This is a genomic window from Pseudomonas sp. GW821-FHT07G10 (assembly GCF_059418545.1).
The window spans coordinates 19161-42418 of record NZ_JBWKQB010000032.1; the positions used below are offsets into that span (position 1 = coordinate 19161).

Below are 23258 nucleotides of genomic sequence, written 5' to 3' on the forward strand. Positions count from 1 at the left end.
TGGGCAGGTCAGGACTTGTCGTTCTGCAGGTGGCTGAACAGGCCGTCGGGCATCGGCTTGCCGTTGGCCTGGTAGATGGCCTTCAGATGGTCGTAGGCCTCGCGTTCAGAAATGAAGCCGTCGTGGTTGCTGTCGATCTTGTCGAAGTCGGCGGCGCGGTCCTTGGCCACGACCAGAAACTCGTCGCGCGAGACCTTGCCATCATGGTTGCTGTCGGTGCGTGAGAAGGACGCATCGCCGCACTTGCCCTCCCCGCATTTGCCTTCGGCCTGGCTCACCTTGGTGCCGGCGCCGCATTTGCCTTCACCGCATTTGCCTTCGCCGGCGGTTTTTGCCGAGGCCAGTTGGTAGCCCTGGGCCAGGGGGTCCACCGCGAAAGCAGAACCGCTGAGGAACATTCCGCCGACCAGGGCGGCGCCGATCAGGCCAAGGGTGCAGTGGGTACGAGACATGGTAATTCTCCGGTATGGATTACGGCAGCGCCGTAGGGTTTGCGCTGCCCGCCGGGGCGGCGCGTCGCAAGGTCATGGCTCGAACAGGTTGAGGTCAGCGGGAGGTGGCATTTGCCGGATCCTCACCTCGCATGGCCCGCCGTGTTCGGGTGTGGCCATTTCGAGGGATGGATGTATCACCGGTGTATCCCGGCGCGAGGGGTTTTGTAAGGCAGTTGCAACACACAGCCGCGAGATACAGTGTGTTACAGCGGCGCGGACGGCAGACGCCGGCCAGCAGGTCCATGTCCTCAAGGGGGGGATGCCCCCCCGCCACGCCAAGGATCAGCGCAAGTCAGGTCATCAAAACCCGTCTTCGCGCTGACACAGTTCGGCGCGCCCTGCCCACCGCCCTGCCCCGACGGGCTTGCGCCCCATCAGGCCAAGTACCGGACGGGCTCAAAAACGCGGTTTGATGGTCTTCCACTCCGGCTTGTAACGTTGCATCTGTTTCACGTCATCGCGCTGTCGAATGCCGCAGGTCAGGTATTGGTCGTGCAGTTTGCCCAACTGATCGTGATCCAGTTCAAAACCCAGCCCGGGCGCACGGGAGATCTTCACGCAGCCATCGACGATGGGCAGCTTGCCGCCTTAGATCCAACTGTTGGAATACCACCTGGGCGTCGAGTTGTTCACCCGCAGCACCCGTAGCGTCGCCCTCAACGCCGCCGGCCGCGCCTTCTTCGTCGAAGCGCAGAACCTGCTGGAGCGCGCCCAGCAAGCCGCAGTGACCGCCCGACGCTTCGCCGAGGGGGACATCGGCTCGGTCAATATCAGCTTCGTCGGCAGCGCCGGGTACGAATGTCTGCCCAAAGTCATCGCTGAAGCACGGCTCAAACAGCCCCATGTCAAATCGACCTGTCGGAGATGAACACCTGCCAGCAGCACGAAGCCCTGCGCGCCCGCCGTATCGACCTGGGCATCGTCCGCGCGCCCTTGCTGGAGCCGGGTTACGCCACCGAATGCCTGGTGCGCGAGCCGTTCGTACTCGCCGCTCCCGGCAACCACCGGCTGGCCAGTGCCGAAACCGTGTCCGTCAAAGACCTCGACGCACAACCCTTCCTGATGTACGCCCATTCCGCCTACCCACCGTTCAACGAGCTGCTGACCGGCACGCTCCGCTCCGCCCGCGTGGCCCCGGAGTATGTGCAATGGCTTGGCTCATCATTGACCATCCTGGCCATGGTCAACGCCGGAATGGGCCTGGCCCTGGTCCCTCGCTGCGCCACCGGCGTCGTGTTCAAGAACGTGGTGTTTCGCGATATCGATTTGGGAGATGGAGTGCAGAGCGAGTTGCATTTGATCTGGCGCGAAAACAATGACAATCCGGCGTTCGCGATGTTACTGGAGGGGATCCGCAGGGCTGCAAAGGAGGGATGGGAATTATGAATAGCCAGAAGCCTTGAATGGAGTCCACCAGGAAGTTTATCGCCCCAGCCTCCCTGGACACAGGAAGATGTCTGATAGACAGATTCGGGGCGCTTCTTGCCATTCGTAATGGACAGCTAACGGCCAGGGGCGGACCGTGAGCACCATGCTCAAGACACTGTACGTGCTCAAAAACCACGTCATTCGTTCTCTTGACTCTGTGTCGCGTTTTCTGCCGCTACACTCAAGCGGAACAAGGCATTACATATGGACAAGGCGCGTTATAAGACAAAAGTGGCGCAAAACATTACGCCATCTATATCACCTACTTATAGTGAGTCGCTCATGAACCGTCGATTGCTCACCGTTTTCATCGCGATGTCTCTTTCATGGTCAAGTGTGCATGCCGGTTACTGGAAGGATTCAAATGGCAATCCATCCCCAGACACCGAATCAAGACGATCCATCGGCGAGTTTGGTGGCTCACTATTAATCACTTCCGATCTCGACTGGGAAAAAAAGTGGAGTACTTCGCCCGAAACCATTCCCGTATTTAACGAAGCAAAGATTGTTACCCAAGGTAAAAGAATCTTCACGTTGATTTTTTTTGCAAACCCGAAGCTGGATGCCAATCACGAAGCAAACATAACGTGCGATCTGAAAGTCATCAGGCCGGACGGTACTGAATCGATCAATCAGAAAGATACCGTTTGTTTTCAACGACGCCTCAAGGGGAAGCCGAACAACCTGTACCTCGCCGCCCCCGTGATCGATTTCATCGGAGAGCCAGGCGACCCCACAGGTATCTGGACGGTAGATATCATTCTTAAAGACAACTTGCGCAAGGTTGTCCTGCCACTAAAAACAACTTTCACTCTGAAGTAGGCGCGCGACAACCCAAGCGCCGCCTTAATAAATTTAATATGCATTAAATATATAAGGAGCTGAAATGTTTAAATATATTAAGCGAGCTTTAGGAGTGCTAGCACTAACATTATGGTTCTCATCATTTTTCGTATGGGACTATTATGCCACTCATCGAGAGTCAACATATAGGCCTGGCAGCGAGAAAGTTTACCCTCTAAATACTCATGGATCCATCGTATACATAACATCGAGTGAGCATTTTTTCCTGTATAGCTTGATGGTTGGTGGAGCCATTTGTTTTTTGTTGACAGCAATAGTACACCTGACTGGAGGCCGAAATTAATTAAGGCAACTGGGTTTTACTGACAAAACGGAAGATAGGGTCTGAGTCGTGGTCATCAGGTAGTGGACCTGCAATAGGAGGGTGTATGCTTAGATTAACTTTACAACTGATGATGTTGTGGTACATATTTATATCAGCTGCAATGGCGTTTGTGCCAGAGCGGGTGCTCGACTGTATAAAGCGAAGTCGCATCTGGATGTGGTACATGAAAACCATGTTTGGTATTACAAGCGAGTCTCTTAGTAGTAAAGCTGCTGTTCGATGGGTGCTCATTCAAGGAGGCATAGGTTTGGTTGCAGCACTGCTGGCGCAGTATGCTTGGCTTATTAATCCTACCTCTAGCCCATAGGCAGCCGTTCATCGGCGCCAATATTCACCGCATCCACGAATATTAACTCCTTAATTTAATTAAGGTATTTTCGCTGTAAAAGATCGACGGCGATCATTACTGATATTAAAGCCGCAACACCCAAAGACAACATATAAAGATGGTCGGATTGCGTCGAGGTTATATATGAATAGGCCCCGTGATTATTGATCAAAATTTGATGCGTCGCGTCTGAGCTTTTCGTGCCTTCCTCCGCATATCGAACAAACAAGCTATTTCGATAGAAAAACAGTAAGACACCAGAAAACCCAGCCAAAAATTTAGAAGCAAAAATAACCATTTTCATGTTCGTCATCATAAATGCCCAACAGGTCTAGGAGCAGTATTCGTTTGTCTAGCAAAAGCTTCCTCGCCAATCTCACCACCTAGCATCAATCTCCCCCCCTATTGCCATTTTACTTTTCGCCACAGTCGCCCAAACTAACGTTATTGCACCGAGAAAAGTCATGATCCACGAATGTTGAGAACTATAAATAGTGAGAATAAAAACACAAGAATGGCTGTTACTATTGCATAACAAAAGCTAAAGCCGATTTTGATAAGCAATATGTCGTCCGCTGCAACTTTATAGCCGATATATCCATTTATCAAAGCAGATGTTACGACTCCAATTGCCAAAATAGAAGGTGTTTTGTAGTCTGGAGCAAACACTGGAATGAGAGCCACATACGTTCCGCTTGTCGAGATGGTGAATATAACAACAATTCTTATAGCTGAGATAATATTGTTTTTCGTTGCGCTCATATTTATTCCCCTCTGATAGTGGTTTCCAAATAAGACTATTCAGCTTAATCGCGCATTTTGCATGGCAAGTTTTTTGAGTCTAGCACTGTGATCGGTATAACCAGTTAAGACGTCCATATAATTTCCCTTTGGCTCAACACGAGTAAGCCCCGGTTGAACAGACGTCGCTACCATAATTTTCCCGGCGGGTTTACTGCTGACTGCTAACGCTGACAGGGCCACTGAGGCCCGTCGCGCACGCCCCTGAGTTTGGCACCGAGATCGGCTCTTGGCCGTCATCAGCAGGCAATCTGCGGCACTGGTTGTGCGAAACAGCCAGTGCCTGCAATGTAATTTGCGCAAGATGTGGTTCCATACCGCTTGTAAGCTATTTGAACGCCGTTTCTTGCGATCAATCCAATGACTGCTGTGGGTCGAATAGCGACCACCACTCGTTGTGGCTGATCCACCCTTGTCCTCCCTCAACGTGGAGGACGAGCCATGAACACTATTGCTACATATAACCAACAGCCTTGGAACAAGGGAAAGCTTGTCGGGCAGAAAGCCCCGCTCCGAGTCAGAGATATCTGGGCCATCCGGGTCAGACTCCAGCTCGCGGAGAAGACACGTGATTTGGCGCTCTTCAACTTGGCCATCGACAGCAAGCTGCGTGCCTGTGATTTAACCAAACTGCGAGTACGAGACATAGCCCATGGGGAGCATGTTCCGTCACGGGCCATCGTGATGCAGTAGAAAACCCAGCACCCAGTGCAATTTGAAATCACCGAGCAGACCCGAACGGTCCTGGAAGCTTGGATGCAACAGGCTCATCTTCGCAGCGAAAACTTCTTGTTTCCGAGTCGGTTGCACTTCTCCGATCATCTCTCAACCAGGCAATACGCTCGAATAGTCAAAGCGTGGGTGACCGCCATTGGCCTCGATCCAACTATGTACGGTACTCATACGCTACGGCGAACCAAGACATCGCTGATCTATCGGAGGACGAAGAACCTGAGAGCTGTGCAACTCCTGCTTGGTCATACAAAGCTTGAAAGCACCGTCAGGTACCTGGGAATTGAGGTAGATGACACACTTGAAATGGCGGAACAGACGGAAGTCTGACTTTCCACTGCGACGGTCGAGGTTAGACCGTCGCTGTCCGACCCGGTGTAGATAGTCCGTCCGTTTTCTCCACATCGGACGCTCGACTCGACCAGTTATCCTACAATCATGTGGATGCAATAGACTTTCTTGAACTGTGGGCCGCTAAGAAATCATATCCAGCCAATATCAAGGAAGACCAAATGAACTCCACGCCGAACGTACTTCCCTGGAAAAATACCCCATATGAGATGGAGTGCAATCTTGCGATGGGTCATCTTCTTATGAACCTCAAGCCGCGATTGCAGGTCAATGGCCGCGTCCATGCTGAAACCTATATTGCGGCGATCGGGGCAATTGCGGGCTACGCTGCGCAGCGCACGCTGTTCGCCGAAACGCCGCCGGTTGTCGGGCACAACATTCATCGCATAGGCATGAAGTCTGGCGAACAGTACTGGTTTGGCGATGCACTGAACAATATGCTCATGCCCAAAGCGGAAGCCGATGGGAATCGCTGCCTTTGGTCGTTGGCGGCCGGCGGCGCATTAGGTGCTGGCCTGCAGCCTCAGCAATTACCCAATCTCGATGCGATGTTTAAACACGTCGTGACGACGATTGGCGGAGCAAATGAAGGTCGATCTTCAGTTCCTGCTCAGCATCAAGCTCACCTTGCTGCACGAGATCTGCTGAAACTAGTGTGGCCTTTAGCACTCACCTGTCTTTCAGGAAAAATTCCTGGTGCCAAGCGCGAATTTGGAGCCGCGCCTGTCGCATGGTGGTCGGCCATCGCAGCACAAGCCTCGAATCGCCCTATCCAGGATGTGAAACAAGTGTTGGCCCCCGATATCGCTCTGACCTTGCTTATGGAGTCCGCAATTTATTGCAGCAAACTTGACCAATCGAGTATCGAATCAACGTAGGACCGCTTGGGGCCTGGGTAGCAATGCCTGGGGCATATTGAAACTGTTGAGCACTTTTGGGCGTCGAACCAGCGGCTATTGTTTGCGATCTGAGTAGGCCCGTCGACTGTCGGCTTCTGGCCGATTCTGTTGAAAAAGTCGGCTTCAGTTTCCGCGACAGAAAAGTACGCGTCTGAGATTGAAATCCGAGTTTTGCGCAGAAGGTTCATGACTCAGATTTTACGTAGCAGCGCGCTGAAAACGCGCTTTCACCGCTTAATACATGGGTAGCCAGGCCGGGTCGACTTTTTCAACACAATCGACCCGTTGCCGTCATTCAGATCGCAGCTCGGCAACGGCCATACTCAAAGTCTAACGGCCATTCGCCCACGTGGGATCGCCTGGCGCTTGTCGGTCTTTGCCGACATATGGACCAGGTCACGAACGAGAACCTGTACGAGCCAACCGACTTCGCCAGCTACAGGACCGACTCCCCGCGTCTGTTCGGCTCCGAGATCGCCGACGTCGACTACAAAGCTGACGTGAACCCGGACGTGAAGATCCCGGGCATCATTGAGGTCACGGCCTGACCCGACAGGCGACCGCTCCGGCGCCGTCAGTGCGGCGTCGCCTCATTCAGATAGACGCCCGCCGACAGTCCGGCCTTCACCTGCCGCGTGAGCTCGTCAGTGCACACTTCCTCCGCGCCCGCCTCGATCGCGTCGTACGCTTGGCGCACGACATCGGCCGGCGTCGCCTTCGGTACTTCCAGCCCGCGCGTCAGCTCCGTATCGATAAAGCCGGCATGCAGCCCGACGACCTGCGTGCGCTGCTCGCGCAGCGAATGGCGCAGGCCGTTGGTCAGCGCCCACGCGGCCGACTTCGACACGCCGTAGCTCGACAGGATCGGCCGGTTCACCCAGCTCGCGACGGACAGCACGTTCAGGATTGCGCCGCCGCCGCCGTTGCCGGCGAGGCTCGCCGCGAACGCCCGCGACATCGCCAACATCCCGAGCACGTTGGTTTCGAAGTGATCGCGCAACGCGTCGAGCGCGCCGTCGTCCATCAGGCTGCCGAGCCGTGCGATGCCCGCGTTGTTGATCAGCAGCGTGACGTCACGCGCCGCGTCGGCGGCCGCGGCCACTGCCGCCGGATCGGTCACGTCTAGCTTCACGGGCACGACACCCGGCAGCGTCACGCTGGCTGGATCGCGCGCGCCCGCATAAACCTTCCGCGCCCCTCTATCGAGCGCCTGCTTCGCGAACTCGAGGCCAAGCCCGCGGTTCGCGCCCGTCACGAAAATGACAGCACCTTTGATTTTCATAACCTTTCCTTTCGAATGATGAATCGCATGCGCGCTGGTTCGCCCCGCGCGTGAGATCCGGTGGAAACAAGGCTGCAATCGCGTAACGAATCATTGCACCGCCTATCGACCTTTTCTGCAAAGCCACACCACACACCATCTGCGCTCGCGCTCTGCGACTGAGACCGCCGAGCCCTCGATGTGTCAAGACCGGAAAGGGATAGCGACAATACGACCGTTAATCGCTCATTCGCCGTTTCGGACTGACTTGATAAGATTGTTCCGCAGCGCCACGATCGCCTTTTGCACTTTAGCGAACTCGTCTGGCGCGAGGCCAGTCGCCTCAGAGAGACTCATAGTCAGGGCTTTTTCGCGCAGCTGTCGACCGCTTTTCGTGAGCCTGACAACCGACCTCAAGAGAACCCGCATTGATTTCATTCAATGCGGGCAGTTAGGGAATGAATCTGATTGGTCGCAGAGGCAGGTGTGTTTGCTCGACCATGCGCCTGCTCCCGTGAAGGCCGTGGCCCGTCAGGGACGTCGGCCTTCAACGAGTTGTCAGGCGTCACGGGCTTTTCCTACTCTTCAAACGCTCCTGTGCGCACGTCGCCGCTGCGCACGTAATGGGTGATCAGCACACCGCCAGGCGTGCTGATCGAGTGCGCCAAAGTGAAGGCCGACGCTTGTGCGTTGTCGCCAAACAGGCGCTTGCCGCGCCCAAGTACGATGGGAAAAATCATAAGCCGAAGCTCGTCCACCAACCCGGCTGCAAGCAGTTGGCGCACCATATCGCCGCTGCCCTGCGTCAATAGGTGGGCGCCGTCCTGGTGCTTGAGCGCGCGTATCGCGTCAGCAAGGTTTCCCTCCAACGCATGACTGTTCTGCCAATCAAGCGTATCGGATCGATGCGTGGCCACGTGCTTGGGCACGCTGTTGAACAGGTTAGCGATGACGCGGTTTTTTGAATCGGCCCGTCTGTGCGGCCAATACGCCGCGAATATGTCGTAGGTGCGACGCCCCAGCAACAACTCGAACGGCTGCGCGAACAGGTCCTGTATGGCCTGGCCAAAGGCTTCGTCGGCGTAGGGCACTATCCAGCCACCGAGGCGGAATTCGCCGCCGGGATCTTCTTCAGACCCGCCGGGCGCTTGAATAACGCCATCCAGACTCATGAAAGCGGCAACGGTGAGCTTGCGCATACTCTTCTCCTGGTTCGTCCTCGTGAAAGTTCTCATACAGGGAACGCCTACGATCACTGCGACCAATCAGATTCATTCCCTGACGGATAGTCGAACGAGGCTCTGCGAAATCGACAGTGCGATGCCCGGATGACGCCTTGTCCAGCGCTTGGCTTGAGCACCGGCCAGCATCCGACAGCGCCCAGCCCCAAGCCGCGCGGGTTAACGCTCAAGAGCCGCTTCGATCGCAGCGATGTCGATCTTTCTCATCCCCATCATGGCTTCGAACGCGCGCTTGGCCGTCGCTCGATCGGGATCGGCTATCGCGGCCGTCAGGACGCGTGGTGTGATCTGCCACGACAGTCCCCACTTGTCCTTGCACCAGCCGCATACGCTTTCCTGGCCGCCGTTTCCGACAATCGCGTCCCACAAGCGGTCCGTTTCGGCTTGGTCGTCGGTCGCAACCTGGAACGAGAAAGCCTCGTTGTGCTTGAACGCCGCCCCCGCGTTCAGCCCGAGACAAGGGATGCCCATCACCGTGAACTCGACCGTCAAGACATCGCCCTGCTTGCCCGCCGGATAGTCGCCAGGCGCACGAAGGACAGCTCCCACCGCGCTGTCCGGGAACGTCTCGGCGTAGAACTTCGCAGCGTCCAACGCGTCCCCGTCGAACAAGAGACAAATCGTGTTCTTGCTGACCATCTTGGTTCTCCAAAATCGGGACTGACACCTTCATTCTAGCCGCGCAGCCAGCCTGACCACTTCGGCAACTTGCCTACCATGGGGTAGTGCGCATGCGCGATCGTCCCCCACGGCGCCGATCGAGTGGATTGTATTCACACATTGGATCAAGCCCATGGCCGACGCGTTTTCACAGTACTCACGACGCAGACCGCCCCAAAACTGACGCTCATTTCCTCCGCCAGTCATAAGCTCTGATTCCAACTGCTAAAGCTTTTGCACCTCGTCAACAAATCAGGCGATGCAATCAAGCGATCGCCTGCATGCTTGCGGTCTTTTATTGCCTGATTTTTATTGGCCAAGATTGAGTACGATCTTGCCACGTGTATGTCCGGCCATACTTTTTCCTACGGCCTGCTTCACCTGCGAGATCGGGAACACTTCGACCTCTATAGAGAGTTGGCCGGCATCGAACAACTCGGCGATGGCCGTGAGTTGCCTGCCATCCGGCCGAGTGGCGAAGTTTTTCGCTGAAACGCCGTGCACCTTCGCCAACTCTGCGTTCGGCGCACTGACCGGCGACACCAGGACCCCGCCCCGCTTCAATACCTTCCAGGAATGTAGCTGGGTTTCGCCGCCAATCAGGTCAAGCACGATATCCACATCCGCCACCACCTCCTCGAAGGCCTGGCTACGGTAGTCGATCAGCTGATTCGCGCCGATTTTTTCCAGATAGTCATGGTTTCCGCTCGAAGCGGTGGCAATGACCGTGGCACCGGCATGCCTGGCTATCTGCACGGCCATGCTGCCGACTCCGCCGGCGGCACCGTGAATCAGCACTCGCTGACCCGCCTTGATGCCCGCATGCTCATGCAACGCTTGCCAGGCCGTCAGTGCCGCCGTTGCCACACCACTGGCCTGCAGGGCAGAAAGACTGCGCGGCCTGAGCGCCAGGCGATCTGCTGGTACGGCAGCCTTTGTGGCATATCCGCCGACGATACCGATAAAACCAAATACCTTATCGCCGACCGCAAAACCACTCACACCCTTGCCAATCGCGGAAATCGTTCCCGCCACTTCGGTGCCCGGCGTGTAGGGCAACGGCAACGGGATGAAGGCTTTCATGGAGCCGGAAAGAATCTTCCAATCGATCGGGTTGACCGCGGCACCTTCCACGTCGATCAGCACCTCGCCCTCCCCCGCAAGCGGGTCGGCGATGTCTTCCAGGCGCAGCACATCTGGGCTGCCGTATTCATGCACACGTATGGCTTTCATGGTGAATCCTCGGATGATTTCGAAAGATGAAACCCGGGAGGCGCCGCAAGCGTTCATTCACTGCGGCGCCATTGGCTCAGCGACGACGGGCATCGAGGCTGAAGCGACCGGCGCCGAACGCGACGACCTGCAACAGGCCGCCCGCCATGGCGATGTTCTTGAAGAAGTGGATGAACTGGTTCTGGTCGCTCAGACCGTTATGGAATGCCAGGGCGGTGAACACGCTGAACAGGGCAAGCACCAGCGCAACAGTACGAGTGCGGTAGCCAGCGATCAGAGCAATACCGCCGCCGATTTCGATGATGATGGCCAATGCCAGAGCGAGCTGCGGGAACGGCAGACCAACCGAACCGATGTAGCCGATCATCATCGCCGGGGCGCTCAGTTTGGAGACGCCCGAGAGGATGAAGATGGCGCTGAGGAACACACGGCCGACCAGAGCAGCCGTGGCGGTGGTAGCGACAGAGCCGGACAGTTCATGGGTATCGCGGGAGGTAGTTGCTGTAGATTGAGACATGGGTTGTTCTTCCATCAAATAGGGCACATCCACCATGGAGCGCCGCATTGAGGAAAGTCTGCCACCCACTCTACAATCGCAATAGCCGACTAATTTCGACGATTACGTTCTAGTTTTTCGAAATGTAATGGCGCCCTGCTCTTCTGGTTCTTGCGGCACTACTGCACGTGAAATCAACATAAATACCCCCGCAAGTGTTCAAGGAAATCGAAATGATCTCAGACCCAGGCACCCCCACTCTCGATCAACTGCGTGTATTCCTGACGGTTGTCGAGGTCGGCAGTTTTGCCGCGGCGGCACGAAAACTGAGCAGGGCCACTTCTGTCATCAGCTACTCGATTTCCAATCTGGAGATGCAACTCGGCGTTGTTCTGTTCGATAGAAACACCACCCGCAAACCCCAGCTGACCGATGCGGGACGTACCGTGCTCGCCGAAGCACGCACCATCACCAATGGGGTCAATGGGTTGCGGGCCAAGGTAAAGGGGCTGCTGCAAGGCCTGGAGGCAGAGATCCACCTGGTGCTCGATGTGCTGTTGCCTGCCGAGCGCGTGGTCGATGCGCTCAAATCATTCCAGGAGACTTTTCCGACCGTATCCCTGCACCTTCATATGGAAGCCCTGGGCGCCGTCACTCAGCTCGTGCTCAATCGCAAGGCCAGCATCGGTGTGGGTGGCCAACTCGATAACATCATCGATGGAATCGAGCGCATCGGCATCGGTAGCGTCGAACTGGTGCCGGTCGCAGCGCCCAGCCACCCGCTGGCAACGACTCGGCTGAACGCCCCAGGCGCTGGACGCGAGCACGTCCAGTTGGTGCTGTCGGATCGTTCACCCTTGACCCAAGGCAAGGACTTCGCCGTCATCGGCACGAGGACCTGGCGCCTGGCAGATCTGGGGGCCAAACACATGCTGCTCAGGGAAGGGATCGGCTGGGGCAACATGCCGTTGTCCATGGTCAGGGATGACTTGGCGGCAGGCCGCCTTGTGCAACTCGACATGCCGGACCTCAAAAGCGGTGTCTACAGCTTCGATGCCATCTATCGCACGGATACACCGCCCGGTCCGGCGGCAAAATGGCTGATCGAGCGCTTCGCACAGCAACACGAGTAAAGCACCGATCACTCCAGTTTTTCGACCATTAGCGTCGACTTTATTCGGCTATTGCGTGTTCTTTGCGTGTGGCAAATTCCTCCTCGCCGTGGCAGCGTCGCCGCGCCCGATCAGGAGCCCTGCCATTACAAAGGTGAATCACTTCCTGGCGCTTCTCTTGTGTGCGGCAATCTGCACCAGCGCCAAGGCCTCCATGCCACATCGTCATTTACGCGCCAACTTATACCTGACGCACTCTTCATAGAAGCTCTGCCGGACGGCAGCGGGCTTGAATCGGGATTTACTGTCGTAGGTTTGCTCGGTAATGCCCAAGGCCATCATTCGCATCCACCCCTTGCTAAACTTGTAAGCCTGTATCTTCTGGCGAGCGGCATACAGTGAAACCCCCGACAGCTTGAGTTCCTGGGCTCGTTGCGCGGTACCCGCTCCCCAGCTGCACATAAACCGATCATTCGACATCAGCTCCCTGGCCTGGGCAGAGACTGCAACGCTCGCCAGGGCCAACGAGATGAGCGCGATCAATACATTCCGCATTTGCATTCCGCCTAACCACCTGAAAATAAAGTAATTTTGGCGATAACTTTCAGGCTTGGGGGCCAGCAATATGCCTTCTATTCGGCTTGCTGGAGTTACTCAGTGACACCCGGCCGAGATGGGTCCAGACAGTAGCCGCTGTTTCGGGTCGTTCTCTGCCAGTGGTGACTGACTGCAACCGGCCAAAAGCAGTCCGTCGTGGCGCCTAAAAAGCCGGTGTGATTCGAGTTTCCTCAACGAGGCTATTCAAAGTCTCGGCGCGCTCAAACCACCTGCCGCAACAGTGGTCACTAAGTGGCACAACCTCCGGGATGAAACTACGCTGATGAAACACTTATTTCCCTCCTATGGAGCTGGAAAATGAAAAGGATTTTTTCTGCCACTATCGTGTTCACAGTGCTCGTCGCGTTTTCAAATACAGTGTCTGCTGAAACACCCTCTCATAAGGATGCTCGCACATTCGTTGCCCAGGCACAGATAGGTAGTAACCTCTCTACCCTTGCACTTTTGGCAGCGAAAAGAACGAACACCTACGCGATGATCGCCACAAAGCTGGGAAGTGCAGATGCAAGCAGTGCCGTGTCTGATGAAATCAATGCATTGCTGCCGCAGTATCAGCCTAAGTGGAATGAAAACCTTGCAGCAGCCTATGAGAAGTCATTCTCTCAAGAAGAGTTGTCATCACTCGTATCTGAAGGCCGCGCATCAAAATACGCGGGAAAAGTGAAAGAACAACAATCCGAAATTGGTAGAGATATGCAGTTGAGTTCCCAGCCAATTCTGATTGCTCTTGTCACCGAGGCGCTTAAGGCAACCCTGTCCAAATACATCCCGAAATAGACTGTAAATCAGGGCGACCGGCATCGCGGCCTCGAACGAAAACGCCCGCAAGACACAGGAGTCGTACATCAAGGTGGCAGAAGAGCGCATCGTCGTTTACCTCAGCCTAATCAGTTCGCTGATGACAGAGACACAGTACACGGCCGTGGACCCTCGCGGTCGAAATGTCCTGTCCGAGTTCATCAATTCGATCTTCGACGTCGACAAGATGCTGTATTTCGTTGCGCCGGATTGGTGGAAGCCGCGTCAATTGCGCGCCCGTCAATTCCTGAGCCTGGACGATCTTCAGGCAATGCTCGCCGGCTCAGTGGTGACCTGGGGTCCACCGAGGCAGGACAAGTCCGTTAGAAAAACATCTGATCAAAGGTATGAGAGAACGTTAATTAGACGGTGTTAAGGAGGGCGTATGCGTAATCCATCAACTTCGAAGCTTGTGCAGGAAATTGCTGGTGATGCTTTTTATCGAAGGTGGATAGTTTGGCTTCCATTATTGTTCACGTCTGTAATAGTTTTTGGCGGGTATAGTGAGGACGTTATGGGGGTTCAATGGGTGGCGGGGCTTGCCGCGATCGCCGGAGCCAATATCTCATCGATAAACGTTTGGGCCGGAAAATCGTCATTTCCTGAGGCTACACAATTAATATTTTTACTGGCTTGGTTGTTTAGTTTTTATTACGCCTTTCTTGTCGCGCGATGGAAACCCTATAGGGAAATGTATGTTGGTTCGCTTACCGGGTGGAGGCGTCATCTGAAAGCATTACCGGGATTGGTGATGATTTGCATTGGACTATTTTTCTTGAATGTTACGCTTCCGGCAGAGCCGAATTGCATGAGGATGTGTATCTATGAGTCAAAATTTATTCAAGTGATCTATTCCTCTGGGATCTCTATGCTTTTGGGGTATGGGTTTGCGCTGATTTATTGGTGTCTGGCTAACTTCTCAAGAGTTTATTTATGTGGGAAAAAAAATGAGTAGCCAGGAAGTTAGTTATTCTGATTTTGAGACTCATGGACCTGTTACAGCCGACGGTTTTCAAGACCGTTTCCTTTTGGCCGATTGTAGCCCTTCGTGACCGGCAGAAAACGGCCAATAGCAGTCGTTCGCGGCCGGCTGCTTACGACCCAAAGCTGACGGTGGAGACAGGCAGAAATCGGCCAAAGCGGACTTTCGAGTGAGTATAGGAAACAGTGGCGATTCAGTACATTGGTCAACGCGGACGAAAATGGTGATCGGCACCGATGTATTTATCTGGTTGATAGGAATGCAAACCTGCGAGGAAGTGGGATACAACTACCCACCATGACAGGCCAACATGTCCTCAAAAAACTCCTTGAACATCGTCGAGAACCACTCGAAAGCATCGTTGTGCCCTTCTAATTCGGTATCGGCAATAACGAGTCCCGCAGCGGATTGAGGGTGTACGATTCGGTTTCTAAGTTGGATAGATGTGTTAATACGTTCTAAATCTGATTCGTCGAATTGCGGTACCCAATTTAGAGCAAAATGCTTGGCAGCTATTTTGAAAGTCCGCTTGATGTTCTCGACCGCACCCTCGCGATTTCCCCTGACATTAACCTTGCCATCAACCGATACGTCGAATCGCTCCTCCGTCAAGAATCGACGCTCTTTGCGTGTCACTTCCACAGCTCCGAGGTCGACGGCTGTTAATGTCATTCTCTTAACTCCGAAGACCAGACCTTCAACATAGGCCCATGATGCCCTTACCAGCGAGCGACGCAGCACCTGGTTGCTCCGATCATCATTGAAAACGTCCAGCAACGTATGCAGATCCTCTCGAAGAATGTCATTCATTGACCAAAGACTCTCCATATCCTTGGCAAGCTGTCGTCCATAGGCTCTCAGCTCATGCGTCATCAACAGTGCTCCAAAGAGTGGAAGTATCCCCGGCGCATACTCAACGAATTTGCTAGCGGGGGTTCGATTCCTTATCCACGGCATCCTCTTTAACTTCATCCAATAATAATGTTGAAATGGGGCCCATGCTATCAGCTGCGAATATTTTTGGAGTTTTGAATATCGATTGCTGCTTCTCTCGCGGCGGCAAGTATTTCATCTAAAATAGGAGACTGTCCGGGTGATAGCTTTTCCATTCGAAATGAAAACGTTTTTTTTATTAAACTGAAGCCGGATGGAAGCGGGTAAAAGGGCTCACTCGAAAACTGATAAATAATCGCGAGGCCGCTAACTAAGAATGTGAGGCAGACGGTTTCCTTGTGGTTGATTGATATAAAACTGCTTATAACGGATCTCGTATCTGCTCCGTCCCAAAACCACCTGGAAACCCCTATTTGAAGAAAGTCCTGCAGACCGGCGGCACCCCCGACTAATGAGCCGTTTCTTAAAGCCTGTCTTATTAGTTCGTCCAATTCTGATGGTAGTTGCACAGCCTTGAACATAGAGTGTGATGATTTGGAGGCTCGCCATAAAATACTAAGCCAGAACATATAAAAGCGCTCGTAGTCGAATCCTGTAATGGTCAAGCGAGTAGCGTGTTCAATTTTTTTTGTTTCAAGACAGCTATTTGTGAGATTTCGTACGAAAGATTAATGTGTTTTTCGCAATCGCTACAGAGAAGCTTTTCATTCCAGTTAACGTTGTCTAAAAAAGGAGTTCCGGACTCGGTTCCGTTTTTTTTGCTGCTGTCTAATGCAATGAGTTGTTTGTGTTTGCCTTTAGATATTTTGAGCAAGCCTTTAGGTATGATATGCGAATCACACAGGTGATTATTTTTTTGGCAGAGTCTACATGGTTCCTGTTTCCTCAAGTCACACCTCAAAATATTGATAGAGTTGAATTCGGCTCGGTCATCATTTCAGCATTACGGTAGAGAAGCGTATTAGGGCAATTATAATGCAGTCGAGCGTAAATCATGCGCGTCGGAAACCGCCATGAAAAGTCGTTACGGTGCTTAGGATCCGTGGTCGGCGGCTTTTCTGTCGCCTAGCTCAGCGGCACGCAAACGGTCAGCGAAAAAATTGAAGCCGAAAATACGTTTAACGCATGGCTCATCGTCGACATCCTTGCTGATCGAGGAAGAGTTGTGCCTGACATTGGGTGGCAAACCGATTTTGCGATCTCGATCTGATTTCGGCGCATTACATTCCGTTGAGGACGCATGGAGTCTAGATGACGGCGCTGACAGCAATGAACAAGGGCTAATTGGACCTCAATCAATGGTTTGGCCGGAGCAAATGGAGCCAATCATGGCTGACCGCTCCTGGCCGATTGCGGCCATTCACTACTGACCGCTTTCGGCCAGGAACTGCCGATCAGCAAAAATTTAGCGCCAATGAAGTTTACTCAAAGAACTATGCTGGTTTACTCGGCACGAGTCCTGGAAGCCCACTGACTCAATGCTGCGTCTGAAGCAACACCCTCAGAGGCGGCGGCAACGGCCACATTGCAACGCTTGGGCGGCTGGGCAGTACCGTTGTGGCGGGTGTCTATGCCGAATCGGAGAGTATCGCGTCGGGCTTGCTGGAAAGCGTGACGCAGGGTGATGCAGTCATAGCAACAGGAGGCACATCATGGTCAAAGTAGCGTTGTTCGTTCGTCTGCAAGCAAAACCCGGGAAAGAGAAAGAGGTAGAGAGCTTTCTCCTGGGTGGCCTTCCAATCGTGGAGCAAGAGCCAGCCACCACGGCCTGGTTCGCAATCCGCTTGGGACCGTCCACCTTTGGCATCTTTGACGCCTTCCCGGATGAAGCAGGCCGGCAGGCCCATCTTTCGGGCAAGGTCGCAGCGGCGCTTATGGCCAAGGCTCCCGAGCTGTTTGCCAAACCGCCGTCAATCGAGCAGGTTGACGTCCTTGCGGCCAAACTACCCGGTTAAGCCGGCTCGACAAGGCGCTCCAGGCAACGTCCCTGCTGCCCGCGTTGCCTCTCCGATGTGCAGGGGATCAACGCCGTAGAGATCCTGCAGATCGTTGCCAACATACGCGTAGCGGTGCTGTAACGGGGCTGCGCGGCCTTCGCTCCAGCGTTGCCCACCCGATGCAACGCTGCGCTTGTTCCCCCCTTCCGCCCTTTCAACCTCAGCGTGAATTCGTTATTGCGACGGATCTGGTACGCCCACGCCCCCCCGGTTTGCACCCATCTGCAGAAATGACGACCCGGCTGGAGACTCACCAGAAATGATGTTTTTATTTTCATAAATTTGATTTATGAAATAAAACGTGTCATTTATAGGCTCGACAAGATCATCAATACCGACCCACCTCGCCAGACCGGACGGCAAGCACCCTCACCTTTCAGGGCAGATCGCGACGCCGACTGAGGCAGTACCTCAGCCACAGCAGTTCCCCGAGAAGCGCCCACGCCGGGTACTTGCGGGTATCGAACCACCCAAACACCCTACAAAAGGAGTCAACAATATGAACAAGACTGGACTTCTAGGTGCTCTGGCACTTTGCGCCTTCAGCATCCTGGCCCACGCCGACGAAGAGAGTCTGCGTATCGGTATCGAAGCCGCCTACCCACCCTTCTCTTTCAAGACCCCGGAAGGCAACGTCAGCGGTTTCGATTACGACATCGGTAACGCGCTATGCGAGGAGATGAAGGTCAAATGCCAATGGGTCATTCAGGAATTCGACGGCATGATCCCCTCGCTGAAAGTACGCAAGATCGATGCTGTGCTGTCATCGATGTCGATTACCGATGACCGCATGAAGTCAGTCGACTTCAGCAAAAAGTACTACCACACGCCGGGCAAGTTCGCGATGAAGGACGGCAGCGTGATCAACAACCCTCTGGTTGATCTCAAAGGCAAGAAAGTCGGCGTGCAACGCTCCTCGACTTACGACCGCTTTGCCACTGAGCAGCTTGAGAAAGCCGGGGTCGAGGTCGTGCGCTACTCCGCACAGAATGAAGCGTTCCTTGATCTGGCTTCAGGTCGTCTGGACGCTACGCTCGCAGACATCGTCAACACCGATGAAAGCTTTATCAAAACGCCTGCCGGGAAAGGTTTCGCCTTGGTAGGGCCGGACATCAACGACCCGAAATACTTCGGCAGAGGCGCCGGGATCGCCGTGCGCAAAGGTGACAGCGCGAACGCCGCACGCCTGAGTGCAGCGATTGACGCTATCCGGTCCAATGGCAAGTACCAGCAAGTGATGGCCAAGTACTTCGCGTTCGATATCTACGGCGAATAAGCGTCCACCCGTAACTCCGGCGCCGGCCCGTTGCAGGCGCCGCCTTTGGCTTGTCCCGCGCGCCTCCCGGCGCTCGTTTGAGGAACTTCATCATGCTTCACGGCTACGGATCGAGCATTCTCGATGGCGCCTGGCTGACTATTAATCTGGCCCTGACCTCCATGACCCTGGCCATTGCCCTGGGTCTGATCGGTGCAGCATTTCGCTTGTCATCGATCAAATGGCTGGCGGCGCTGGGCGAAGGTTACACAACCGTTATTCGCGGCATCCCGGACCTGGTGTTGATTCTGCTGATCTTCTACGGCGGCCAGGATCTGGTGAACCGCATTGCCCTTGCGCTCGGTTACACCCGGTACTTCGACATCAATCCCTTTATCGCCGGCGTCTGCACCATGGGCTTCATTTTCGGCGCCTATCTCTCGGAAACCTTTCGCGGCGCCTTTATGGCGATCCCTAAAGGTCAGGGCGAGGCCGGGGCAGCCTACGGCATGAATGGCGCGCAGGTGTTCTGGCGGATTCTGGTGCCACAGATGATTCGTTTCGCCATTCCCGGCTTCACCAACAACTGGTTGGTACTGACCAAATCTACCGCGCTGATCTCGGTCATCGGTTTGCAGGACATGATGTTCAAGGCCAAGAACGCAGCGGATGCAACCCATGAGCCCTTTACCTTTTTCCTCGCGGTGGCGGCTCTTTATCTGATGCTGACCAGCCTCTCGTTGCTGGTGCTGCGCTATCTGGAAAAACACTACTCGGTCGGCACCAAAGCCGCCGAACTGTGATTGGGAGCGAACATGATCCTCGACTACAACCTGATCTGGGAAAACCTGCCGCTGTACTTCAATGGCGCCTTGCTGACCCTGAAAGTTCTGCTGATTTCCCTGGCCTTTGGACTGGTGCTGGCAATTCCGTTGGCGCTGATGCGGGTGTCCAGATCACCGCTGATCAACTTCCCTGCCTGGCTTTACACCTATGTGATTCGCGGCACGCCAATGCTGGTGCAATTGTTCCTGATCTATTACGGGCTCGCGCAGTTTGAAGCGGTACGCCAAAGCGTGCTCTGGCCTTACCTGTCCAGCGCGACCTTTTGTGCCTGCCTGGCCTTTGCGATCAATACCAGTGCCTACAGCGCGGAACTCCTGGCCGGTAGTTTGAAGTCCACTTCCTGCGGAGAGATCGAAGCGGCCAAGGCCATGGGCATGTCGCGCTTTACCCTGTACCGCCGCATTCTCCTGCCGTCGGCCTTGCGCCGGGCGCTGCCGCAGTACAGCAACGAAGTGCTGATGATGCTGCAAACCACCAGCCTGGCGTCCATCGTCACGCTGGTCGACATCACCGGGGCCGCGCGTACGGTCAGTTCGCGGTTCTATCTGCCGTTCGAGGCCTTCATCACCGCCGGCCTCATCTACCTGGTCCTGACCTTCATCCTGGTTCGTCTGTTCAAGCTGGCCGAGCGCCGCTGGCTGGCGTATCTGGCACCGCGCAAGCACTAAGGAACTTTATGAAGCACATTCAATACCTGTTGCCGTGGAGTGCCTCGGGCACTGAACGACACCTGTCGCTGTTTCGTTTTGGCAGCGGGCCGCGCAAGGCTTATATCCAGGCATCGCTGCATGCCGACGAGTTGCCGGGCATGCGCGTCGCCGTTGAACTCAAACGCCGCCTGCGCGAGCTGGAAGAGCAAGGCCGCCTGACGGGCGTGATCGAGTTGGTGCCGATGGCCAATCCGATCGGTATCGCGCAGATGTTCCAGGCCACCCACCAGGGCCGCTTCGAGTTCTCCAGCGGGAAGAACTTCAATCGCGACTTCCCGGAGTTGGCTGACGCCGTGGCACCACACCTGGAAGGTCAATTGGGCGAGGATGCCAACGCCAACGTCGCACTCATCCGCCGCGCCATGAGCGATGCCCTCACCAACATGAGCGCACCGACATCGGAACTCGATGGCCTGCGCCGACTGCTGATGCAGCACGCTTGCGATGCCGATTTCGTACTGGACCTGCACTGCGACTTCGAGTCGATCATGCTGCTTTACGCCATGCCGCAAAACTGGCCGCGCTTGCGCTCGTTGGCCGCGCGCCTGAATGCTCGCGCCGCGCTGTTGGCGCAGGATGCTGGCGGCAGTGCGTTCGATGAAGCCTGCGCCATTCCCTGGCTACGCCTGGCCGAACGCTTCCCAGCCGCCAATATTCCGCTGGCGTGTGTGGCCACCACCATTGAATTGCGCGGCATGGCCGACACCGAGCGCGAGCAATGCGTCGACAGCGCAGACGCCATTCTTGGCTTTCTTGCCGAACAAGGCCTGATCAGCGGTGACTGGCCGGCCGCTCCGCCGACCTGCTGTGAAGCCACGCCGTTCGCCGGTGCGCAATACGCCTATGCACCGCACCCGGGTGTGGTGAGTTTTCTGCAACCGGTGGGTGCCTGGGTCAAGGTCGGCGACCCGCTGTTCGAAGTGATTGATCCGCTGACCGATCGCCACAGCGTGGTGCTTGCCAGCACCGACGGCATCCTCTATGCCCGCGAACGTCTGCGCTTTGCCCAGCCCGGATTGTGGCTGGCCAAGGTCGCAGGCGTTACCCCTATTCGCCAGGGTCGCTTGCTCAGCGACTGATTCAAAAGAGTGGAAACCATGTACAAACTCGAGATTCAGGATCTACACAAAAGTTACGGCACACATGAAGTACTCAAGGGCGTGTCCCTGGAGGCGCAAGCCGGTGACGTGATCAGCATCATCGGCTCCAGTGGCTCTGGCAAAAGTACCTTCCTGCGTTGCATCAACCTGCTGGAGCAGCCCAACGCGGGCAAGATTCTGCTTAACGGCGAACAGTTGAAACTGGTGACCAACAAATCCGGCGGGCTCAAGGCCGCCGAGCCCAAGCAGTTACAACGCATGCGTTCGCGGCTGGCAATGGTGTTTCAGCACTTCAACCTCTGGTCGCACATGAGCGCCCTTGAAAACGTCATGGAGGCCCCCGTGCATGTCCTGGGCATGGACAAGCAACAGGCCCGGGAAAAGGCCGAGCACTACCTGAACAAAGTCGGCGTGGCGCACCGTCTGGACGCCTACCCGGCGCACATGTCCGGCGGCGAGCAGCAACGCGTGGCGATTGCCCGCGCGTTGGCCATGGAACCTGAAGTGATGCTCTTCGATGAGCCGACTTCAGCACTCGACCCTGAACTGGTCGGCGAAGTGCTTAAAGTCATGCAGGACCTCGCCCTGGAAGGTCGGACCATGGTGGTTGTGACCCATGAAATGGGCTTCGCTCGCGAGGTATCCAACCAACTGGTGTTCCTCCACAAAGGCCTGGTCGAAGAGCGCGGCAACCCGCGCGAAGTGCTGGTCAAGCCACAGTCCGAGCGCCTCCAGCAGTTCCTGGCCGGCAGTTTGAAATAACCGGCACCCTCACTCACCAACCGTTGGCTCGGCGCTGCACGCCAACGGTTGGCTTCGGATACACTTCAGCCAACCTTATGCCAGGGCACCAGGCACAGTCCCTTCTAACCATCAAAAAATGTTGAGCCGGATATGCCGACCCCATCGAAAAACACGACTGTCTATGCCGCACCGGTGATGCGCAAACTGGCGGAAATCGTTTCCGATTTGCAGCCTTCACTGCGCAAGGTGGCGGACTTTATCCTGCGTCACCCACTCAAGGCAGCCACGCTGACCATCGAGGAACTGGCTCACGAAACGTCTACCTCACCAGCCGCGGTCAACCGCCTGGCCAAGGCCTTGAATCTGGGGGGCTACACCGGCATGAAGGCCGAGCTGGTGGCGACCTTGCAGCAAATGGTGTCCCCGGTCGACAAACTGCGCAACGAACTGGCACACCGCACCGGTGGCGCGTTTGGCCTGCATGAGCAAATCCAGAGCGCTACCAGCAATCTCGGCACCGCAGGCACCAACAACCATGCAGATACCTTTGAAGCTTTCGTCACCTGCCTGACCAAGGCCCGCAAAATTTACATACTGGGATTCGGCAACAGCGTCTACATGGCGGGACTCGCAGCCTCGACCCTGATGCCCTTCTGTGCCGACGCCACCGCCATCAGCATGGAGGGCGGCAACGAAAACGCCGCTTACCGCCTGGCCGCCATCACCGATCAGGACATCCTGTTGGCGATCTCGCTTCCGCGCTATTCCCTCGACACCCTGCAGCTCTCACGCTTTGCCCATGAACGTGGCGCTACAGTGCTGGCGATCACCGACTCACCCGCCTCGCCATTGACCAATATTGCCCAGCACGTGCTATTTGCCCCCGCCGACCACCCGGTACTGACCAGTTCCAACATCGCCGTACTCGCGCTGATCGAAGGATTGGTGGCGGGCGTGATGGCGCGCAACAAAGAAGCCGTGAAGCTGGCAACCGAACTGACCGAAAGCGTGATGTCTTACCTGCATATACCCAATAGCAGCAAATCGTCAAAGAAGTGATAACGCGCTCAAGGCGGCGGGCACATCGAG

At 55.4% G+C, this 23258-nt stretch carries 23 protein-coding genes and 4 pseudogenes; 16 read left to right on the forward strand and 11 right to left on the reverse strand.

Annotation, left to right across the window (positions count from 1 at the left end):
- Window positions 1-8: 8 nt before the first annotated feature.
- Both AC07O1_RS25870 and AC07O1_RS25875 read right to left on the reverse strand, forming a co-directional pair.
- Entirely contained in the window at window positions 9-452 is a 444-nt protein-coding gene (locus AC07O1_RS25870) for an HvfA family oxazolone/thioamide-modified RiPP metallophore (RefSeq protein ID WP_495090641.1), read from the reverse strand.
- A gap of 438 nt (window positions 453-890) precedes the next feature.
- Window positions 891-1082: pseudogene (locus AC07O1_RS25875) on the reverse strand (glucarate dehydratase); the annotation flags it as partial.
- A gap of 4 nt (window positions 1083-1086) precedes the next feature.
- Between AC07O1_RS25875 and AC07O1_RS25880 the strand changes: the two are divergent.
- The 3 genes and pseudogenes from AC07O1_RS25880 to AC07O1_RS25890 form a co-directional block, all read left to right on the forward strand.
- A pseudogene (locus tag AC07O1_RS25880) lies at window positions 1087-1880 on the forward strand (LysR substrate-binding domain-containing protein); the annotation flags it as partial.
- 246 nt (window positions 1881-2126) lie between these two features.
- Entirely contained in the window at window positions 2127-2744 is a 618-nt protein-coding gene (locus tag AC07O1_RS25885) for a hypothetical protein (protein ID WP_495090642.1), read from the forward strand.
- Between the two features lie 410 nt (window positions 2745-3154).
- Entirely contained in the window at window positions 3155-3418 is a 264-nt protein-coding gene (locus tag AC07O1_RS25890) for a hypothetical protein (RefSeq protein ID WP_495090643.1), read from the forward strand.
- Between the two features lie 483 nt (window positions 3419-3901).
- Here AC07O1_RS25890 and AC07O1_RS25895 read toward each other — a convergent pair whose 3' ends face one another.
- Window positions 3902-4201 (reverse strand): hypothetical protein, encoded by a 300-nt coding sequence (locus AC07O1_RS25895; RefSeq protein ID WP_495090644.1) that lies wholly within the window; start codon window positions 4199-4201, stop codon window positions 3902-3904.
- Window positions 4202-4681: 480 nt separating this feature from the next.
- Between AC07O1_RS25895 and AC07O1_RS25900 the strand changes: the two are divergent.
- The 3 genes and pseudogenes from AC07O1_RS25900 to AC07O1_RS25910 form a co-directional block, all read left to right on the forward strand.
- Window positions 4682-5302, forward strand: a pseudogene (locus AC07O1_RS25900) (tyrosine-type recombinase/integrase).
- A 182-nt stretch (window positions 5303-5484) separates the two neighbouring features.
- Window positions 5485-6201, forward strand: a complete 717-nt coding sequence (locus tag AC07O1_RS25905; protein ID WP_495090645.1) for a hypothetical protein — start codon at window positions 5485-5487, stop codon at window positions 6199-6201.
- Between the two features lie 410 nt (window positions 6202-6611).
- A pseudogene (locus AC07O1_RS25910) lies at window positions 6612-6770 on the forward strand (bifunctional NADH-specific enoyl-ACP reductase/trans-2-enoyl-CoA reductase); the annotation flags it as partial.
- 26 nt (window positions 6771-6796) lie between these two features.
- Here the strand turns inward: AC07O1_RS25910 and AC07O1_RS25915 are convergent.
- From AC07O1_RS25915 to AC07O1_RS25935, 5 genes are all read right to left on the reverse strand, one after another.
- On the reverse strand, window positions 6797-7504 hold the full coding sequence (locus AC07O1_RS25915; RefSeq protein ID WP_495090646.1) for an SDR family oxidoreductase: 708 nt from the start codon (window positions 7502-7504) through the stop codon (window positions 6797-6799).
- Between the two features lie 557 nt (window positions 7505-8061).
- Entirely contained in the window at window positions 8062-8682 is a 621-nt protein-coding gene (locus tag AC07O1_RS25920) for a dihydrofolate reductase family protein (RefSeq protein ID WP_495090647.1), read from the reverse strand.
- A gap of 201 nt (window positions 8683-8883) precedes the next feature.
- A complete protein-coding gene (locus AC07O1_RS25925; protein WP_495090648.1) occupies window positions 8884-9363 on the reverse strand; it encodes a VOC family protein in 480 nt (159 codons plus the stop codon).
- Between the two features lie 330 nt (window positions 9364-9693).
- Entirely contained in the window at window positions 9694-10617 is a 924-nt protein-coding gene (locus AC07O1_RS25930) for an NADP-dependent oxidoreductase (RefSeq protein WP_495090649.1), read from the reverse strand.
- Between the two features lie 76 nt (window positions 10618-10693).
- The gene (locus AC07O1_RS25935) at window positions 10694-11134 is read right to left on the reverse strand and encodes a DoxX family protein (RefSeq protein ID WP_495013557.1); all 441 of its coding nucleotides are present in this window, start codon (window positions 11132-11134) and stop codon (window positions 10694-10696) included.
- A 212-nt stretch (window positions 11135-11346) separates the two neighbouring features.
- Between AC07O1_RS25935 and AC07O1_RS25940 the strand changes: the two genes are divergently transcribed.
- Window positions 11347-12246 (forward strand): LysR family transcriptional regulator, encoded by a 900-nt coding sequence (locus tag AC07O1_RS25940; protein WP_495013556.1) that lies wholly within the window; start codon window positions 11347-11349, stop codon window positions 12244-12246.
- 204 nt (window positions 12247-12450) lie between these two features.
- On the opposite strand, the gene AC07O1_RS25945 is transcribed toward AC07O1_RS25940, so the two are convergent.
- A complete protein-coding gene (locus AC07O1_RS25945) occupies window positions 12451-12780 on the reverse strand; it encodes a hypothetical protein (RefSeq protein WP_495090673.1) in 330 nt (109 codons plus the stop codon).
- Window positions 12781-13140: 360 nt separating this feature from the next.
- Between AC07O1_RS25945 and AC07O1_RS25950 the strand changes: the two genes are divergently transcribed.
- Together AC07O1_RS25950 and AC07O1_RS25955 are read left to right on the forward strand one after the other, a co-directional pair.
- Window positions 13141-13620, forward strand: coding sequence for a hypothetical protein (locus AC07O1_RS25950; protein ID WP_495090650.1), 480 nt, complete (start codon window positions 13141-13143; stop codon window positions 13618-13620).
- A 406-nt stretch (window positions 13621-14026) separates the two neighbouring features.
- The gene (locus tag AC07O1_RS25955; RefSeq protein ID WP_495013545.1) at window positions 14027-14596 is read left to right on the forward strand and encodes a hypothetical protein; all 570 of its coding nucleotides are present in this window, start codon (window positions 14027-14029) and stop codon (window positions 14594-14596) included.
- A 315-nt stretch (window positions 14597-14911) separates the two neighbouring features.
- On the opposite strand, the gene AC07O1_RS25960 is transcribed toward AC07O1_RS25955, so the two are convergent.
- Both AC07O1_RS25960 and AC07O1_RS25965 read right to left on the reverse strand, forming a co-directional pair.
- Window positions 14912-15496: a hypothetical protein gene (locus tag AC07O1_RS25960; RefSeq protein WP_495090651.1), complete on the reverse strand. Its 585-nt coding sequence runs from the start codon at window positions 15494-15496 to the stop codon at window positions 14912-14914.
- Between the two features lie 131 nt (window positions 15497-15627).
- Window positions 15628-16086, reverse strand: a complete 459-nt coding sequence (locus AC07O1_RS25965; RefSeq protein WP_495090652.1) for a hypothetical protein — start codon at window positions 16084-16086, stop codon at window positions 15628-15630.
- 1083 nt (window positions 16087-17169) lie between these two features.
- On the opposite strand from AC07O1_RS25965, the gene AC07O1_RS25970 reads away from it, so the two are divergent.
- The 7 genes from AC07O1_RS25970 to AC07O1_RS26000 all read left to right on the forward strand — a co-directional run bounded on the left by AC07O1_RS25970 (window position 17170) and on the right by AC07O1_RS26000 (window position 23228).
- Complete coding sequence (locus AC07O1_RS25970; protein ID WP_494992949.1) at window positions 17170-17472, forward strand: putative quinol monooxygenase; 303 nt, start codon at window positions 17170-17172, stop codon at window positions 17470-17472.
- Between the two features lie 541 nt (window positions 17473-18013).
- Entirely contained in the window at window positions 18014-18790 is a 777-nt protein-coding gene (locus AC07O1_RS25975; protein WP_495090653.1) for an ABC transporter substrate-binding protein, read from the forward strand.
- A gap of 92 nt (window positions 18791-18882) precedes the next feature.
- On the forward strand, window positions 18883-19572 hold the full coding sequence (locus AC07O1_RS25980) for an ABC transporter permease (protein WP_495090654.1): 690 nt from the start codon (window positions 18883-18885) through the stop codon (window positions 19570-19572).
- A gap of 12 nt (window positions 19573-19584) precedes the next feature.
- The gene (locus tag AC07O1_RS25985; RefSeq protein ID WP_494992952.1) at window positions 19585-20283 is read left to right on the forward strand and encodes an ABC transporter permease; all 699 of its coding nucleotides are present in this window, start codon (window positions 19585-19587) and stop codon (window positions 20281-20283) included.
- An 8-nt stretch (window positions 20284-20291) separates the two neighbouring features.
- A complete protein-coding gene (locus tag AC07O1_RS25990) occupies window positions 20292-21404 on the forward strand; it encodes a succinylglutamate desuccinylase/aspartoacylase family protein (protein WP_495090655.1) in 1113 nt (370 codons plus the stop codon).
- Between the two features lie 18 nt (window positions 21405-21422).
- On the forward strand, window positions 21423-22187 hold the full coding sequence (locus AC07O1_RS25995) for an ABC transporter ATP-binding protein (RefSeq protein WP_494992954.1): 765 nt from the start codon (window positions 21423-21425) through the stop codon (window positions 22185-22187).
- A 132-nt stretch (window positions 22188-22319) separates the two neighbouring features.
- Complete coding sequence (locus tag AC07O1_RS26000) at window positions 22320-23228, forward strand: MurR/RpiR family transcriptional regulator (protein ID WP_495090656.1); 909 nt, start codon at window positions 22320-22322, stop codon at window positions 23226-23228.
- Window positions 23229-23258 lie beyond the last annotated feature (30 nt).

Coding starts and splice junctions, on each gene's coding strand:
- AC07O1_RS25930 (WP_495090649.1), bottom strand. CDS start 10,617: ATGAAAGCCATACGTGTGCATGAATACGGCAGCCCAGATGTGCTGCGC.
- AC07O1_RS25950 (WP_495090650.1), top strand. CDS start 13,141: ATGAAAAGGATTTTTTCTGCCACTATCGTGTTCACAGTGCTCGTCGCG.
- AC07O1_RS25925 (WP_495090648.1), bottom strand. CDS start 9,363: ATGGTCAGCAAGAACACGATTTGTCTCTTGTTCGACGGGGACGCGTTG.
- AC07O1_RS25960 (WP_495090651.1), bottom strand. CDS start 15,496: ATGACGCATGAGCTGAGAGCCTATGGACGACAGCTTGCCAAGGATATG.
- AC07O1_RS25935 (WP_495013557.1), bottom strand. CDS start 11,134: ATGTCTCAATCTACAGCAACTACCTCCCGCGATACCCATGAACTGTCC.
- AC07O1_RS25990 (WP_495090655.1), top strand. CDS start 20,292: ATGAAGCACATTCAATACCTGTTGCCGTGGAGTGCCTCGGGCACTGAA.
- AC07O1_RS25905 (WP_495090645.1), top strand. CDS start 5,485: ATGAACTCCACGCCGAACGTACTTCCCTGGAAAAATACCCCATATGAG.
- AC07O1_RS25955 (WP_495013545.1), top strand. CDS start 14,027: ATGCGTAATCCATCAACTTCGAAGCTTGTGCAGGAAATTGCTGGTGAT.
- AC07O1_RS25940 (WP_495013556.1), top strand. CDS start 11,347: ATGATCTCAGACCCAGGCACCCCCACTCTCGATCAACTGCGTGTATTC.
- AC07O1_RS25895 (WP_495090644.1), bottom strand. CDS start 4,201: ATGAGCGCAACGAAAAACAATATTATCTCAGCTATAAGAATTGTTGTT.
- AC07O1_RS25995 (WP_494992954.1), top strand. CDS start 21,423: ATGTACAAACTCGAGATTCAGGATCTACACAAAAGTTACGGCACACAT.
- AC07O1_RS26000 (WP_495090656.1), top strand. CDS start 22,320: ATGCCGACCCCATCGAAAAACACGACTGTCTATGCCGCACCGGTGATG.
- AC07O1_RS25965 (WP_495090652.1), bottom strand. CDS start 16,086: ATGTTCTGGCTTAGTATTTTATGGCGAGCCTCCAAATCATCACACTCT.
- AC07O1_RS25975 (WP_495090653.1), top strand. CDS start 18,014: ATGAACAAGACTGGACTTCTAGGTGCTCTGGCACTTTGCGCCTTCAGC.
- AC07O1_RS25915 (WP_495090646.1), bottom strand. CDS start 7,504: ATGAAAATCAAAGGTGCTGTCATTTTCGTGACGGGCGCGAACCGCGGG.
- AC07O1_RS25980 (WP_495090654.1), top strand. CDS start 18,883: ATGCTTCACGGCTACGGATCGAGCATTCTCGATGGCGCCTGGCTGACT.
- AC07O1_RS25970 (WP_494992949.1), top strand. CDS start 17,170: ATGGTCAAAGTAGCGTTGTTCGTTCGTCTGCAAGCAAAACCCGGGAAA.
- AC07O1_RS25920 (WP_495090647.1), bottom strand. CDS start 8,682: ATGCGCAAGCTCACCGTTGCCGCTTTCATGAGTCTGGATGGCGTTATT.
- AC07O1_RS25945 (WP_495090673.1), bottom strand. CDS start 12,780: ATGCGGAATGTATTGATCGCGCTCATCTCGTTGGCCCTGGCGAGCGTT.
- AC07O1_RS25985 (WP_494992952.1), top strand. CDS start 19,585: ATGATCCTCGACTACAACCTGATCTGGGAAAACCTGCCGCTGTACTTC.
- AC07O1_RS25890 (WP_495090643.1), top strand. CDS start 3,155: ATGCTTAGATTAACTTTACAACTGATGATGTTGTGGTACATATTTATA.
- AC07O1_RS25870 (WP_495090641.1), bottom strand. CDS start 452: ATGTCTCGTACCCACTGCACCCTTGGCCTGATCGGCGCCGCCCTGGTC.
- AC07O1_RS25885 (WP_495090642.1), top strand. CDS start 2,127: ATGGACAAGGCGCGTTATAAGACAAAAGTGGCGCAAAACATTACGCCA.